Genomic DNA, 13,306 nt, shown 5'->3' on the forward strand with positions numbered 1-13,306 from the left:
CGTCAGCAACGGTGCTGGAGGCGCTCATGGACGACGTGTCGTTGGAGGCCCCCGACGGGGCTCATGCCCCCGGCGTCCCCGGGACGCCCTTCCTCGGCGGCCGGCGGACCACGCCGTGACCGCGACCGCTCCGCGCAGAACCGGGGCGGTCACCCCCGGGCGCGGCAGGAGCGAGACCCCGCCCCGCCGCGCGGCCATCGCGGCACGCACCCTGCGCACCGACCGCTGGTGGCTGCAGCCGCTGATCACGGTCGTCGTCCTGGTGCTGTTCATCGTCTACTCGACGATCCGGGCGTTCCAGAACGCCCACTACTTCGCCGAGCCCTACATCTCGCCGTTCTACTCGCCGTGCATCACGACCGACTGCGAGGGCGACACCTTCCCGGAGCTGTTCACCGGCCCGTCGTGGATCTCCCCGGCGATCTACATCCTGGTCGTCCCGCTCGGGTTCCGGCTGACCTGCTACTACTACCGCAAGGCCTACTACCGGTCGTTCTGGCTGTCGCCGCCGGCGTGCGCGGTCGCCGAGCCGCACCGCCGCTACACGGGTGAGACCCGGCTGCCGCTGCTCGGGCAGAACGTGCACCGCTACTTCTTCTACGCGGGCCTGGTCTTCAACGTGATCCTGACCTACGACGCCGTCCTCGCCTTCCGCGACGAGACCGGCGCCTGGGGGCACATGGGGCTGGGCACGCTGGTCCTGCTGGCCAACGCGGCGCTGCTGTGGCTGTACTCGCTGTCCTGCCACTCGTGCCGGCACATCGTCGGCGGACGGCTGAACTCCTTCTCGCGGCACCCGCTGCGCTACCGCTTCTGGACCGTCGTCTCGAAGCTCAACGCCAACCACATGAAGTTCGCGTGGATCTCGCTGTTCGGCGTCGCGTTCGCCGACTTCTACGTGCTGCTGCTGGCGACCGACACGATCTCGGATCTGAGGTTCTTCTGATGGTGGAGCTGGAGCGGCACGACTACGACGTCGTCGTGGTGGGGGCCGGCGGCGCCGGCCTGCGGGCGGCGATCGAGGCGCACGAGCAGGGCGCCCGGACGGCGGTGGTGTGCAAGTCGCTGCTCGGCAAGGCGCACACCGTGATGGCCGAGGGCGGGATCGCCGCGGCGATGGCGAACCTGTACCCGGAGGACAACTGGCGGGTGCACTTCCGGGACACCATGCGCGGCGGGAAGATGCTCAACCACTGGCGGATGGCGCAGCTGCACGCCCAGGAGGCGCCCGACCGCGTGCGCGAGCTCGAGGACTGGGGCGCGCTGTTCGACCGCACCGCCGACGGGCTGATCAGCCAGCGCGACTTCGGCGGGCACCGGTACGCCCGGCTGGCCCACGTCGGGGACCGCACCGGCCTGGAGCTCATCCGCACCCTGCAGCAGCGGACGGTGGCGCTCGGCATCGACGTGTACATGGAGTGCACGGTGACCCGGCTGCTCACCGACGCGGACGGCATCAGCGGCGCGTTCGGCTACTGGCGGGAGTCGGGCCGGTTCGTGGCCTGGCGGGCGCCGTCGGTGGTGCTGGCCACCGGCGGGATCGGCAAGTCCTACAAGGTCACCTCGAACTCCTGGGAGTACACCGGCGACGGGCACTCGCTGGCGCTGGCCGCCGGCGCCTCGCTGGTGAACATGGAGTTCGTCCAGTTCCACCCCACCGGGATGGTCTGGCCGCCGTCGGTGCGCGGGATCCTGGTGACCGAGAGCGTCCGCGGCGACGGCGGCGTCCTGAAGAACTCGGCCGGCAACCGGTTCATGTTCGACTACATCCCGGACTTCTTCCGCAAGGAGACGGCGGAGACCGAGGACGAGGCCGACCGCTGGTACGACGACAAGAAGAACAACCGGCGGCCGCCGGAGCTGCTGCCCCGCGACGAGGTCGCCCGGGCGATCAACAGCGAGGTGAAGGCCGGCCGGGGCACCCCGCACGGCGGCGTCTACCTCGACATCGCCTCCCGCCGCTCGGCCGAGTACATCCGCAAGCGGCTGCCGTCGATGTACCACCAGTTCAAGGAGCTGGCCGAGGTCGACATCACCGCCGAGGCCATGGAGGTCGGCCCCACCTGCCACTACGTGATGGGCGGGGTGGAGGTCGACCCGGACACCGAGGCCGCGCGGGTGCCCGGCCTGTTCGCCGCGGGCGAGGTGGCCGGCGGCATGCACGGCTCCAACCGGCTGGGCGGCAACTCGCTGTCGGACCTGCTGGTGTTCGGCCGCCGGGCCGGTGCGGCCGCCGCCGAGCACGCCGGCGCCCGGCCGCCCGGCAGCCGGCCGCCGCTGGACGAGGACGCCCTGACCGACGCCGCCCGCGCCGCGCTGGCGCCGTTCGAGCGGGAGGGCGGGGAGAACCCGTACACGGTGCAGCAGGACCTGCAGCAGACCATGCACGACCTGGTCGGGATCATCCGGACCGCGGCCGAGATGGAGCAGGCGCTGGACCGCATCGAGGCGCTGAAGAAGCGGGTGGCGGCCCTGTCGGTGGAGGGGCACCGGCAGTACAACCCCGGCTGGCACCTGGCGCTGGACCTGCCGCACATGCTGCGGGTCAGCGAGTGCATCGCGCGGGCGGCGCTGGAGCGGCAGGAGAGCCGCGGCGGGCACACCCGCGACGACTTCCCGGCCACCGACGACGAGTGGTCGCGCACCAACCTCGTCTGCGCGCTGGCCCCCGACGGCTCCGTGTCGCTGACCCGGCAGCCGCTCCCGCAGATGCCGCGCGAGCTGGCCGAGATCTTCGAGGGATGAGGCGATGAGTTACGACGCGACGTTCCGGGTCTGGCGCGGGGACGCGTCCGGCGGGGACCTGCAGACCTTCACGGTGCCGGTGAACGAGGGCGAGGTCGTGCTCGACGTCGTCCACCGGCTGCAGGCCACCCAGGCCGGCGACCTCGCCGTCCGGTGGAACTGCAAGGCCGGCAAGTGCGGGTCATGCAGCGCCGAGATCAACGGCCGGCCGCGGCTGATGTGCATGACCCGGATGAGCACCTTCGCCGAGGACGAGACGGTGACGGTGACGCCGCTGCGCACCTTCCCCGTCGTCCGGGACCTGGTGACCGACGTGTCCTACAACTACGAGAAGGCGGCGCAGATCCCGGCGTTCACGCCGCGCCCGCGGGAGGAGGACGGCAGCCACCGGATGCAGCAGGTGGACGTCGAGCGCTCGCAGGAGTTCCGCAAGTGCATCGAGTGCTACCTCTGCCAGAACACCTGCCACGTCATCCGCGACCACGAGGAGAACAAGGCCGCCTTCGCCGGGCCGCGGTTCCTCATCCGGCTGGCCGAGCTCGACATGCACCCGCTGGACACCGTCGACCGCCGGGGCCTCGCGCAGGACGAGTTCGGGCTGGGCTACTGCAACATCACCAAGTGCTGCAGCGAGGTCTGCCCGGAGGGCATCCACCTCACCGACAACGGGATCATCCCGCTCAAGGAGCGGGTGGTGGACCGCCGCTACGACCCGCTGACCTGGCTCGGCTCGAAGATCCGCCGCCGTCCGCGGGACTGACGGCGTCACTCCGGGAGCGGACGCCGCGATGACCGGGTCCGGCGACCAGCCGGGCGGGCCCAGCGCTCCCCCGCCGCACCCCCGGCTGCGCGACCTCGACGTCCTGGTGGGGACGTGGCGGCTCGAGGGCCACGACCTCGACGGCGGCTCGCCGTTCACGGGCACGGTGACCCGCCGCTGGCTCCCCGGTGGCCACTTCCTCGTCCAGGTCATGCGGATGGACGGCGACGAGTCCGAGGGCGCCGAGTACATCGGGTACGACCACGCCCAGCAGACGCTGCGCTCGATGTTCTTCAGCGCCGAGGGACCGGGACCGTTCTGCTCGTTCGCGCTGGAGTACTTCTGGCAGGTGGAGGGCGACCGGCTGACGATCTGGCACGGCGCCAGGGACTCCCCGGCGCGCTTCACCGGCAGGATCGACCGCGAGGCCGGCACGGTCGACGGGCGCTGGGAGTGGCCCGGCGGCGGCTACCGGGCGACCGAGACCCGCGTCGACGAGCCGGACTGAGCGGGCGCGCAGCACGCCGTCCCGGCCGACGGGCGGCGACCGCCCGGATCAGTGCTGCCGCGCTGGCCGGGTCAACGCGCTCAGGACCGTCTCGGTCACGAGTCGTCCCACCTCTCGCACCGCGAGCTGTCCGAGCCGAACGCCGTCGGCACCGCCGACGAGCAACCACGTCACCATGATGACGACCCACTCGGCGCTGAGGTCGACGCGGAAGACGCCGCCCTCCTGGCCCCGCCGGACCAGCGCGCGCAGCTGTTCGTCGCTGCCGTGCACCAGGGTCAGGAGTTCCTCCTCCACCAGCTCGTCCAGCGGTTGGGACGTCAGCAGCCCGAAGCGGACACCGAGCGGGGCCAGCGCGGCGATGAGCCGACGCAGGGCCTCGTCCGGAGGCCCGTCCTCGAGCCGGGCGGCGTCCGTGGCCTCGACGTAGGCCTCGGCGGCCGCGCGCGCCACCGCCGACACCAGCACCTGCCGATTCGGGAACCGCCGGAACAGGGTGGCCCGGCTGATGCCCACGGCTGCGGCGATCTGCTCCATGGACGCGGTCGGCGCCGCCGACAGGACCTCGGCCGCACGCGTCAGGAGCGGGTCCACGGCCACCGGGACACCCTACCGTGTTGAGACGGTCACATCTCAACTGAGATAGCATCGTCTCATGGCTGTGTGGGTCCCGCGATGACACCCAGCCTGCTGGCAGGCATCGCCGGGTTGGCGGCGCTCGACTCCCTGAACCCGGCCACGATCGCCGGCGTGGCGCTGGTCCTGCTGGCGCCACTGCAGCGCCGGGTGGCCACCGCGCTGGCATACGTGGGCGGGGCCTACTCGGCCGTCCTCGCCGTCGGGGTCGCCGTCTACGCCGGCGCGGACCTGGCGGCGGACGTGGTCACCGGCGGGCTGGTGTGGGTGCGCCGGGGCGCCTTCGGCCTGGCCGCGCTGCTCCTGCTGGTCGCGGCTCTCCGCCGACTACGCCCCCGGGAGCGGTCGGCGGTCGCCCTGCCCCGGTGGTTCGGCCCGTGGACCGCCGCCCCCGTCGGGGTGCTCGTCACGGCGGCCGACCTGCCCAACGCCTTCCCGTACCTGATCGCCATCGAGCGACTGGTCACCGCCGACGTGCCCCTGGCGACCGGACTGTGGGTGCTGGCCGGTTACGCCGTCGTGTACTGCCTGCCCTGCCTGCTGCTGCTCGCCGTGGGCACCCTCCACGGGGAGCGGGTCCGCCACCGGCTCCAGCGGGTCTACGACCGCATCGGCCGGGCGCGCACGGTGCCACGCAGCATCCCCGCCGCCCTGGGCCTGCTGCTGCTCGGAGCCATCGTCGCCGCCATCGCGGCACGGGTGTGAGCGCGGTGGGCCTGTGACCGGCTGCGCTCGGTGCCGCGTGCGCGACGGACGTGGCGCTCAGCGAGGCTCGGACGGCCCGCTCGCGAGGCAGCCCCGGGAGACGCCGGGCTGCCGATACGACAGTCGTGATCGTGGCCAGTCGAGAGGACATCGCCGAGCAGTTGTGGCTGCGGGACGAGCACGAACTCGCGCGGATGGTGCTCGACGCCGACGACCGCACACATGGCCGGGTCATGGAGCTCGCCGCGAAGCCGACTCTCGGGCGCCTGATCCACGACCGGGTGGATCAGCTGCTGGTCTCCGCTGCCATCGAGGTCCTCACCGGTGAGCGACGCAAGCCACGTCGCTGGCGTGCCCGGTCGGACGAGCGGCTGCCGCAGTTCTGGCAGGAGGTCGGTCCCGACCGCGACCGTCGCAGCGAGTCGGACCCGCTGGCCGACATCAGGCGTGTGCTGGGCGAGGGCTGACCGCGCCTCTCGGCTCGCCGGACGCGCGACCTCACCCGCCCAGTGCGCCCGCCCAGCGCCAGTCGCCCTCCGGCCCGAGGTACTCCACGCGCTGGACGTCCTCCTCCGCCTCGTCCTCGGCCCACGCCAGCGCCTGGGCGTGCTCGGCGAACTCCTGCTCGGCCACGACGTCACCCATCGCGTCGAGGAACCTGTACCGGGTCACGCAGCGAGGCTAGGGCGGACGGGCCCACGTCTCAGCGGCTTCTCGCGTCCCACCGGAGGACCGATGAGTGCGGCGGCCGACCGCGGTCTCCACCCCCGACGGGCAGCCCGAGCGGACGGAGCGAGCGAGATGACACGGACCCGCATCCACAACCTCTCCATCTCGCTGGACGGGTTCGCCACCGGCGAGGGTCAGTCCCTCGAGACGCCCTTCGGCCACGCCGGCGAACGGCTGCACGAGTGGATGGTCGCCACCCGCTTCGGCGCCCCGATGGTGGGCCGCGAGGGCGGCAGCGCCGGCGCCGACGACGCCTTCGCCCGGCAGCACGAGCCGGGCATCGGCGCCGAGATCATGGGCGCGAACAAGTTCGGCCCCCCGGGCTGGCAGGACGACGCCGGGTGGACGGGGTGGTGGGGCGAGGACCCGCCGTTCCACACGCCGACCTTCGTGCTCACCCACCGGCCGCGCCCGCCGATCGAGATGGCCGGCGGGACGACGTTCCACTTCCTCGACGCCCCGCCGGCCGAGGCCCTGGACGTCGCGCGCGAGGCGGCGGCCGGCCGGGACGTGCGCATCGGCGGCGGGCCGACCGTCGCCCGCGACTTCATCGCGGCGGGGCTGGTCGACCACGTCCACCTCGTCCAGGTGCCGATCGTGCTCGGCCGCGGGGTGCGGCTGTGGGACGGCCTCGAGGCGATGGAGGCCGGCTACGACGTCGAGGCGGTCTCGACGCCCGGCGGGGTCACCCACCTGACGTTCACGAGGTCGTGACGGCGCGCCGTCCCCAGAGCGAGCGCACCAGGTCCCCCAGCCGCCGGGTCTGCCACAGGTGCAGCGCCCGCGTCGCCTGGTGCAGCTGGATCCGGGCGTTCTCGTGCCGGCTGAGCCGGGTGTCCCGGTAGCTCTCCACGGCGTCGAGGTCCTCGACCTCCCGCGGCACGGCGACCGGCGCCCCCAGCGAGTGCGGCAGGCCGGACGCCGCCCCCAGCAGGATGTGCAGCCGCAGCTCCTCCAGGTCCAATCGCGGCCCGCCGGCGGCCGCGTACTCCTCGGCGAACACGGTCAGCAGGTGGTCGAGGTGGTCGTCCCAGACGAAGGGCTCGGCGCCGCTGATCGCCCCGGTGATCGACTGGGCCACGCTCAGCTGCCCGGCGTTCGCCCAGTCCAGGAAGCCGGCCTCCAGCCGGCCGTCCGGGCCCGGCCGGAAGAAGCAGTTGTCGATGTTGGCGTTCCAGTGCGCGAAGGCGATGAGGTCAGGGTTGCCGTGCAGCACCTCCCGGATCCGGTCGCCGGCGGCGAGCACGTCCGGGATGTCGGCCAGCACCCGGTCGCGCAGGCCCGGGGCGCGCACGGTGTCCGGGAACAGCCGCGGGTAGCGGTCGACGAAGTCGAACAGCCGGGTGGCCCACTGCACGACCTTCGCCTCCGGCACCTGGCCGCCGAACCCCGCCGAGGCCTGCTCACGGTCGTAGGGGAACCGGCGGTCGACCTCCGGGGACAGCCGGCCGGCCCGGTGCGCGCCCGAGAGCCGCGCCAGCCCGCGGAGGATGGCCTCGTAGTGGCCGACCTGGTCCGGCACGGCGTAGTCCATGCACTTGACGTGGTGCGGCTCCACGCCGTCCCGCCCGTAGGGGATGCACTCGGAGACGATCAGCCCGGTGTGGGTGTCCGGGTCGACGTCGGCGAACAGCACGGCCGGCACGGGCACCGGGAAGTCCGGGGACCGGGACAGGTTCGCGACGGCCACCTCGGACACCATCTGGTGCCGGCCGCTGTCCCACAGCGCGTCGTCGTAGTTGCGCGAGAACTTCACGAACAGCTCGTGGGGCAGGCCCGGCCCGGGCCGGTCGTACTCCACCGTCAGCACCAGCTTCCTGCCGGTGCCGCCGCCGTGGAACTCCCGCGCCCCGACGACGCGGCGGACGCCGTTGTCGGCGGCGAGGGCGCCGGAGGCCCGGAACGCCCGGGTGAGGAAGCCCGGGCCGTCGACGAGCAGCGTGGCCGCGTCGCCGGGGACCTGCAGGCCGGAGGTCGCGCCCGGCGCCCACCGCTCGGTGTCCGGGGCCGGCCCCTCGCTCGTCGCAGTCACGCCTCCCTTCTACCGGGTGGGGTGACCGCCCGTCCCCACCCGGGCCCCGACAGCCCGGGGAGGGGACCCTCCCGTCGTCGCCGGCACTACGGTTCGGCGTGGCCGGTTCCGCACTGGTGATCCGCCCTGCCCGGGCCGGGGACGCCGCGTCGATGGCGCGGGTGAACGTCCGCTGCTGGCAGGAGACCTACCGGGGGCTCGTGTCCGACGCCCTCCTCGACGACCCGGGCTTCCCGGCCGCCCGCGAGCGGTTCTGGACCGCCGCGCTGACCGACGAGCGGTACCGCGCCAACCGCGTGGCGGTCGCCGAGCGGGACGGCGAGCTGGTCGGGATCGCCATGTCCGGCCCGCCGCTGGACGCCGGGGCGACGTGGGCGCGGCAGCTGTACGTGCTGTACGTGCTCGCGGCCCACCACGGCACCGGCGCGGGGCCGGCGCTGCTGGACGCGGTCGTCGGCCCCGGGGAGCCGACGGTGCTGTGGGTGGCCGACCCCAACCCGCGGGCGCAGGCCTTCTACCGCAGGCACGGGTTCGTCGCGGACGGGGCGACGCAGGTCGACGGCGGCGTCCGCGAGATCCGGATGGTCCGGGACGGCGGCTAGCCCGACTGCTCCTCGGCCCGCCGCTCCGCCCCGGTCTCGCCCGCGTAGCCGGCGTCCTGCCCGGCGACCCGGCCGACGGCCGTCTCCGACTCGCCGGTGCCGGTGGTCGCGCCGGCGTCCGGGCCGTCAGCCGGCCCGCCGCCGGTCGCCCGCGACAGCGCCTGCGCGTCGTCCCGGCCGACGTCCTCCTCCCCCGGCCGCGGATCGGTGCCCACCTCAGAACATCCCGTCGCCGGCGACCATCCCCGCCGCCGGCAGCGGGCGCCGGACGACGGGCCGCACCCGGCGGGCGGCCGGCAGGCGGCGGGTGTAGCTCTCGGCGTTGGCCCGGATGTGGCCGAGGTCCTCCTCCGTCGCCGCCCGGATCACCCGCGCGGGCACCCCGGCCACGACCGACCACGGCGGGACCTCGGTGCCGGGGGTGACCACCGCCCCGGCCGCCACGATGGAGGTGCTGCCGATGTGCGCGCCGTTCATCACGATGCTGCCCATGCCGATCAGCACGTCGTCGTCGATCCGCGCGCCGTGCAGGACCACCCGGTGGCCGACGGTGACCCCGCGGCCGACGACCAACGGGAACCCGGGGTCGCAGTGCAGCGCGCAGCCGTCCTGCACGTTGGTGTCCGGGCCGATGAGGATGGCCTCCTCGTCGGCGCGGGCCACCGAGCCGTACCAGATGCTCGACCGGGGGCCCAGGGTGACCGCGCCGACCACGACGGCGGTCGGGGCGACGAACGCGTCCTCGTCGATCTCCGGCCGGCCGAACGGCAGCTCCGCGATGTAGTTGTCCCGCTCCATGTCGCTCCCCTGCACCTCGTCGAGGGCCCTGCGCCGGCACGGTGCCGCCGCCGTCCGGCCACCCCGCTGCAGAGTGGCGTGGGTCACATCTACTCCGCCAGGGGCTCCGCCGCGACCCTCCCGGGCGGTCGGCGTCACCACTACCGTGCCGTCGTGCGCACGGAGCGCGGCCTGGACCGGCTGATCACGTTCCTGGACGCCGTCGTGGCCATCGCGATCACCGTGCTCGTGCTGCCGTTGAGCGAGGTGCTCGAGTCGCCCACCGAGGAGCTCGGCGCCCTGCTGGCCGACGAGCGCAGCCAGTTCGGCGCCTTCCTCCTCAGCTTCGTCGTCATCGCCCGCCTGTGGCTGGTGCACCACCGGCTGGTCGAGCGGATCGGCGCCTACGACAGGGCGTTCCTGCTGGTCAACCTGGCCTGGGTGCTGACGATCGTGCTGCTGCCCTTCGTCACCCAGGCCACGGCCATCTACGGCGCCGACCGGCTCGCCGTGGCCCTGTACATCGGGACGATGACCGCGAGTTCCGCCCTGCTGACCGGCCTGGCGCTGCTGATGTGGCGGCGGCCCGCGCTGTGCCGGGCCGACGAGCCCGAGCCGTTCCCGGCGTCGGCGGTCGCGACGACGGCGATCTTCGCCGGGGCGCTGGTCCTCGGCGTCGCCGTCCCGAGCATCGGCTACTGGGCGCTGCTCGCGCTGTTCGCCACCGACCCGGTGGAGCGGGTGCTGCGCCGCCGCGCCGGGGCGGCCGGGGACTGACCCCGCCGCTCGGGGCGGCCGGGGCGCCCGCGTCCAGCCGGTGCCCGCCGCGTTGCCGTCGTACCGTCGGGGAGGTGACCACCGCCCCGCCGTCGACCGTCCCCCTCGGCGACCGCTTCGCCCGCGAGCTGCCGGAGATGGCGCTGCCCTGGCACGCCGAGGAGGCACCCGACCCGCGGCTGCTCGTCCTCAACGAGCCGCTGGCCGCCGAGCTCGGGCTGGACCCGGCCGCGCTGCGCCGACCGGACGGCGTCCGGCTGCTGGTCGGCACCGCGGTGCCGCCCGGCGCGCGGCCGGTGGCGCAGGCCTACGCCGGGCACCAGTTCGGCGGGTACAACCCGCGGCTGGGCGACGGCCGGGCGCTGCTGCTCGGCGAGCTCACCGACACCCAGGGCCGGCTGCGCGACCTGCACCTCAAGGGCTCCGGTCCCACCCCGTTCTCCCGCGGCGGCGACGGGCTGGCCGCGGTCGGCCCGATGCTGCGCGAGTACGTCGTCAGCGAGGCGATGCACGCCCTCGGCGTCCCGACGACCCGCGCCCTGGCCGTCACGGCGACCGGCCGGGCCGTCTACCGCGAGACCGTGCTGCCCGGCGCCGTGCTGGCCCGCGTGGCCAGCAGCCACCTGCGCGTGGGCAGCTTCCAGTACGCCCGGGCGACCGGCGACGTGGACCTGCTGCGCCGCCTCGCCGACCACGCCATCGACCGGCACGGGATCGGGTCGGGTGACGGCAGAGCCGCCCAGGCGGAGAACCGGTACCTGGCGCTGTACGAGGCGGTCGTCGCCGCGCAGGCGTCGCTGGTGGCGCAGTGGATGCTCGTCGGCTTCATCCACGGGGTGATGAACACCGACAACACCACGATCTCCGGCGAGACCATCGACTACGGCCCGTGCGCGTTCCTCGAGGCGGTCGACCCGGAGACGGTCTACAGCTCCATCGACGCCGGCGGGCGCTACCGCTTCGGCCACCAGCCGCTCGTCGCGGAGTGGAACCTGGCCCGCTTCGCCGAGTCGCTGCTGCCGCTGCTGCACGAGGACCAGGAGCAGGCGGTCGCGCTGGCCGTCGAGGCGCTGCAGGGGTTCCGCCCCCGGTACAGCGCGGCGTGGACGGCCGGGATGCGCGCCAAGCTGGGCCTGCCGGAGGGGCTGGACGACGCCGTCGTCACGTCGCTGTCCGAGGACCTGCTGGAGCTGCTGCGGGCGGGCCACGTCGACCACACCTCGTTCTTCCGGGCGCTCGGCTCCGCCGCCCGCGGGGACGCCGACCCGGCCCGCAACCTGTTCCTGGACCTGGCCGGCTTCGACGCGTGGGCACAGCGCTGGCGGGCCCTGGCGCCCGACGGCGCGGCGATGGACCGGGTCAACCCGGTCTACGTGCCCCGCAACCAGCTCGTCGAGGAGGCGCTCGAGGCGGCCACCGGCGGCGACCTGGGGCCGCTGGGCCGGCTGCTGGACGCGGTGACCCGCCCGTTCGAGGAGCGGCCGGGCCTGGAGCGCTACGCCGCCCCGGCGCCGGCCGACTTCGGCGCGACGTTCCGGACCTTCTGCGGCACCTGACCCCGCCCTCGGTTGCCTCGACGAGATCTGCACACTCGTCGCCATCGACCGCTGATGGCGACGACATTGCAGATCTCGGCGGGGTCAGGGCAGGACGTCGCGGGAGACGTCGGTGACGATCGCGCGGAAGGTGGTCGTGTCCACCTCGTCGTCGACGGTCACCCGGACGACGTCGGCGACCTGCTGCTCACAGGTGGGCTTGAGCGCCGCGACGCGGGCCGCCGCGACGAGGTGCAGGTAGCGGACCCGGTGCGCGTCGTCGGGCAGGGACTCGGGGCTGCGGTGCGCGTGCATGGGACGACGGTGACAGTCGCCGGGCCCGGCTCGGGGGACCAGCGCCGGGCGAGCCGGACCGATCCGTCCCCGTCGTCACACGGGCCCCCCCGACCACCGCCGTCCGGGCCTTCCCACCCGGGGCCTCGCCTGCCGATGGGAACGGCATGCGCGCCAGCCACCTCGCCACCGCCCTGACCGCCTTCTCCGCCGGCCTGTCGGCCGCGACCGTGCTGCACCGCCGCGCCGAGCGCCGGCTGCCGCCCGCCCCGACCCGCGTCGCCCCGGCCGCCGCGCCGGCGCCGGCCACGCCCGAGGCCGACGGCGTCGTCCTGCCGTTCCTGCGCACCGTGCCCGCCACGCCGGCGCCCGCGCCCGCCGCCGGGCCCGCCCGGTGCGGCGACGCCGGCGGCCGGACGAAGGCCGGCACCCCCTGCGGCGCCCGGGCCACCGCCGGCGGCCGCTGCCACCACCACCCGCTGGCCGCCTGAGCCCCGACGGGCCTGCGCGCCCCGCCCGGACGGCGAGCGGCGTCAGGCCGGGTCGGGCGTGAAGGTGCGGCGGGCGATCCGCCAGGCGCCGTCGACCCGGCGCAGCTCGTCGGTGACCCGCCCGGCGCTGACCACCGCGGTCCCGGACAGCACCACGATCGAGGACCGGCACACCGCGGTGTCGCCCTCCACGTCGATGAGGTGGTTGGCCGACAGCCGGTGCACCGACCCCGGCACCAGGCCGGCGGCGAAGGCCTCGAGCGCCGCGCGACCCACGACGTCGTCCCCGCCGGTGCCGCCGCCGACGAAGACGCCGTCGTCGGTGTAGAAGGCGGCGAACGTCGCCGCGGCACCGGTGTCGAGGGCGTGGACGTAGCGGGCGTAGACGTCGCGGATGGCGTCGCGGTCGTCGGCGAGGGTCGGCACGGCGCGCATGCTCGCACCTCGCCGGCGCCCAGGTTCAGGCGCGGACGGTGATGACGGACGCCGGGCAGGCCGCCGCGGCCGCGCGGGCGGCGGTCCCGTGCTCCGCGCCCGGCGCGGCGTCGAGCAGCACGACGAGGCCGTCGTCCTCCGCCTGGTCGAACAGGTCCGGGGCGGCGAGGACGCACTGACCCGCGCCGATGCACCTGTCCCGGTCGGTCTCCACGATCACGGCGCGCCTCCCGCTGTCCGTGCACGACGTGCATCTATGCACGACGTGCACCGCCAGGCT

Annotated in this window: 19 protein-coding genes; 11 read left to right on the top strand and 8 right to left on the bottom strand. The window is 74.5% G+C overall.

Annotated elements, in window-relative coordinates:
* Window positions 1–115: 115 nt before the first annotated feature.
* From ACI79F_RS06875 to ACI79F_RS06890, 4 genes are read left to right on the top strand one after another with little or no spacing between them, the layout of a single operon-like run.
* Complete coding sequence (locus ACI79F_RS06875) at window positions 116–946, top strand: hypothetical protein (protein ID WP_456545538.1); 831 nt, start codon at window positions 116–118, stop codon at window positions 944–946.
* Window positions 946–2,745, top strand: a complete 1,800-nt coding sequence (locus tag ACI79F_RS06880) for a fumarate reductase/succinate dehydrogenase flavoprotein subunit (RefSeq protein WP_456545537.1) — start codon at window positions 946–948, stop codon at window positions 2,743–2,745. The genes ACI79F_RS06875 and ACI79F_RS06880 overlap by 1 nt, the downstream gene beginning before the upstream one ends.
* Before the next feature lie 4 nt (window positions 2,746–2,749).
* On the top strand, window positions 2,750–3,505 hold the full coding sequence (locus ACI79F_RS06885; protein WP_456545536.1) for a succinate dehydrogenase/fumarate reductase iron-sulfur subunit: 756 nt from the start codon (window positions 2,750–2,752) through the stop codon (window positions 3,503–3,505).
* 28 nt (window positions 3,506–3,533) lie between these two features.
* Window positions 3,534–4,013, top strand: a complete 480-nt coding sequence (locus ACI79F_RS06890; protein WP_456545535.1) for a DUF1579 family protein — start codon at window positions 3,534–3,536, stop codon at window positions 4,011–4,013.
* Window positions 4,014–4,061: 48 nt separating this feature from the next.
* Here the strand turns inward: ACI79F_RS06890 and ACI79F_RS06895 are convergent, their stop codons facing one another.
* On the bottom strand, window positions 4,062–4,613 hold the full coding sequence (locus ACI79F_RS06895) for a TetR/AcrR family transcriptional regulator (protein WP_456545534.1): 552 nt from the start codon (window positions 4,611–4,613) through the stop codon (window positions 4,062–4,064).
* Between the two features lie 75 nt (window positions 4,614–4,688).
* Between ACI79F_RS06895 and ACI79F_RS06900 the strand changes: the two genes are divergently transcribed.
* Together ACI79F_RS06900 and ACI79F_RS06905 are read left to right on the top strand one after the other, a co-directional pair.
* The gene (locus tag ACI79F_RS06900) at window positions 4,689–5,354 is read left to right on the top strand and encodes a GAP family protein (RefSeq protein ID WP_456545533.1); all 666 of its coding nucleotides are present in this window, start codon (window positions 4,689–4,691) and stop codon (window positions 5,352–5,354) included.
* Window positions 5,355–5,479: 125 nt separating this feature from the next.
* A complete protein-coding gene (locus ACI79F_RS06905; RefSeq protein ID WP_456545532.1) occupies window positions 5,480–5,821 on the top strand; it encodes a hypothetical protein in 342 nt (113 codons plus the stop codon).
* 31 nt (window positions 5,822–5,852) lie between these two features.
* Here the strand turns inward: ACI79F_RS06905 and ACI79F_RS06910 are convergent, their stop codons facing one another.
* Complete coding sequence (locus tag ACI79F_RS06910) at window positions 5,853–6,026, bottom strand: hypothetical protein (RefSeq protein WP_456545531.1); 174 nt, start codon at window positions 6,024–6,026, stop codon at window positions 5,853–5,855.
* Between the two features lie 129 nt (window positions 6,027–6,155).
* On the opposite strand from ACI79F_RS06910, the gene ACI79F_RS06915 reads away from it, so the two are divergent.
* Complete coding sequence (locus ACI79F_RS06915) at window positions 6,156–6,797, top strand: dihydrofolate reductase family protein (RefSeq protein ID WP_456545530.1); 642 nt, start codon at window positions 6,156–6,158, stop codon at window positions 6,795–6,797.
* On the opposite strand, the gene ACI79F_RS06920 is transcribed toward ACI79F_RS06915, so the two are convergent.
* Window positions 6,784–8,115 carry a hypothetical protein gene (locus ACI79F_RS06920; protein ID WP_456545529.1) on the bottom strand — a complete coding sequence of 444 codons (1,332 nt, stop codon included), beginning with the start codon at window positions 8,113–8,115 and terminating at the stop codon, window positions 6,784–6,786. The genes ACI79F_RS06915 and ACI79F_RS06920 overlap by 14 nt on opposite strands.
* 98 nt (window positions 8,116–8,213) lie before the next feature.
* Here ACI79F_RS06920 and ACI79F_RS06925 point away from each other — a divergent pair, with 98 nt between their 5' ends.
* Window positions 8,214–8,717, top strand: a complete 504-nt coding sequence (locus ACI79F_RS06925) for a GNAT family N-acetyltransferase (protein ID WP_456545528.1) — start codon at window positions 8,214–8,216, stop codon at window positions 8,715–8,717.
* Here the strand turns inward: ACI79F_RS06925 and ACI79F_RS06930 are convergent.
* Both ACI79F_RS06930 and ACI79F_RS06935 read right to left on the bottom strand, forming a co-directional pair.
* Entirely contained in the window at window positions 8,714–8,932 is a 219-nt protein-coding gene (locus ACI79F_RS06930) for a hypothetical protein (RefSeq protein WP_456545527.1), read from the bottom strand. The two genes, ACI79F_RS06925 and ACI79F_RS06930, sit on opposite strands and share 4 nt — an antisense overlap.
* 1 nt (window position 8,933) lies before the next feature.
* Window positions 8,934–9,602, bottom strand: a complete 669-nt coding sequence (locus ACI79F_RS06935) for a gamma carbonic anhydrase family protein (protein WP_456545526.1) — start codon at window positions 9,600–9,602, stop codon at window positions 8,934–8,936.
* 66 nt (window positions 9,603–9,668) lie between these two features.
* Here ACI79F_RS06935 and ACI79F_RS06940 point away from each other — a divergent pair, with 66 nt between their 5' ends.
* Both ACI79F_RS06940 and ACI79F_RS06945 read left to right on the top strand, forming a co-directional pair.
* Complete coding sequence (locus tag ACI79F_RS06940) at window positions 9,669–10,271, top strand: TMEM175 family protein (RefSeq protein ID WP_456545525.1); 603 nt, start codon at window positions 9,669–9,671, stop codon at window positions 10,269–10,271.
* A 74-nt stretch (window positions 10,272–10,345) separates the two neighbouring features.
* Window positions 10,346–11,827, top strand: coding sequence for a protein adenylyltransferase SelO (locus tag ACI79F_RS06945; RefSeq protein ID WP_456545524.1), 1,482 nt, complete (start codon window positions 10,346–10,348; stop codon window positions 11,825–11,827).
* 84 nt (window positions 11,828–11,911) lie between these two features.
* Here ACI79F_RS06945 and ACI79F_RS06950 read toward each other — a convergent pair whose 3' ends face one another.
* Window positions 11,912–12,121 (bottom strand): hypothetical protein, encoded by a 210-nt coding sequence (locus tag ACI79F_RS06950; RefSeq protein ID WP_456545523.1) that lies wholly within the window; start codon window positions 12,119–12,121, stop codon window positions 11,912–11,914.
* Between the two features lie 146 nt (window positions 12,122–12,267).
* Between ACI79F_RS06950 and ACI79F_RS06955 the strand changes: the two genes are divergently transcribed.
* Window positions 12,268–12,591 carry a hypothetical protein gene (locus tag ACI79F_RS06955; RefSeq protein ID WP_456545522.1) on the top strand — a complete coding sequence of 108 codons (324 nt, stop codon included), beginning with the start codon at window positions 12,268–12,270 and terminating at the stop codon, window positions 12,589–12,591.
* Between the two features lie 42 nt (window positions 12,592–12,633).
* Here the strand turns inward: ACI79F_RS06955 and ACI79F_RS06960 are convergent, their stop codons facing one another.
* Together ACI79F_RS06960 and ACI79F_RS06965 are read right to left on the bottom strand one after the other, a co-directional pair.
* Complete coding sequence (locus tag ACI79F_RS06960; protein WP_456545521.1) at window positions 12,634–13,026, bottom strand: SgcJ/EcaC family oxidoreductase; 393 nt, start codon at window positions 13,024–13,026, stop codon at window positions 12,634–12,636.
* Window positions 13,027–13,051: 25 nt separating this feature from the next.
* Window positions 13,052–13,246 (bottom strand): ferredoxin, encoded by a 195-nt coding sequence (locus ACI79F_RS06965; protein WP_456545520.1) that lies wholly within the window; start codon window positions 13,244–13,246, stop codon window positions 13,052–13,054.
* Between the last annotated feature and the right edge of the window lie 60 nt (window positions 13,247–13,306).

The organism is Blastococcus sp. SYSU D00868, assembly GCF_054050575.1.

Excerpts from the sequence above, each read along its gene's own strand:
- ACI79F_RS06880 (WP_456545537.1), top strand. The coding sequence starts at position 946 with ATGGTGGAGCTGGAGCGGCACGACTACGACGTCGTCGTGGTGGGGGCC.
- ACI79F_RS06885 (WP_456545536.1), top strand. The coding sequence starts at position 2,750 with ATGAGTTACGACGCGACGTTCCGGGTCTGGCGCGGGGACGCGTCCGGC.
- ACI79F_RS06890 (WP_456545535.1), top strand. The coding sequence starts at position 3,534 with ATGACCGGGTCCGGCGACCAGCCGGGCGGGCCCAGCGCTCCCCCGCCG.
- ACI79F_RS06900 (WP_456545533.1), top strand. The coding sequence starts at position 4,689 with ATGACACCCAGCCTGCTGGCAGGCATCGCCGGGTTGGCGGCGCTCGAC.
- ACI79F_RS06915 (WP_456545530.1), top strand. The coding sequence starts at position 6,156 with ATGACACGGACCCGCATCCACAACCTCTCCATCTCGCTGGACGGGTTC.
- ACI79F_RS06950 (WP_456545523.1), bottom strand. The coding sequence starts at position 12,121 with ATGCACGCGCACCGCAGCCCCGAGTCCCTGCCCGACGACGCGCACCGG.
- ACI79F_RS06955 (WP_456545522.1), top strand. The coding sequence starts at position 12,268 with ATGCGCGCCAGCCACCTCGCCACCGCCCTGACCGCCTTCTCCGCCGGC.
- ACI79F_RS06960 (WP_456545521.1), bottom strand. The coding sequence starts at position 13,026 with ATGCGCGCCGTGCCGACCCTCGCCGACGACCGCGACGCCATCCGCGAC.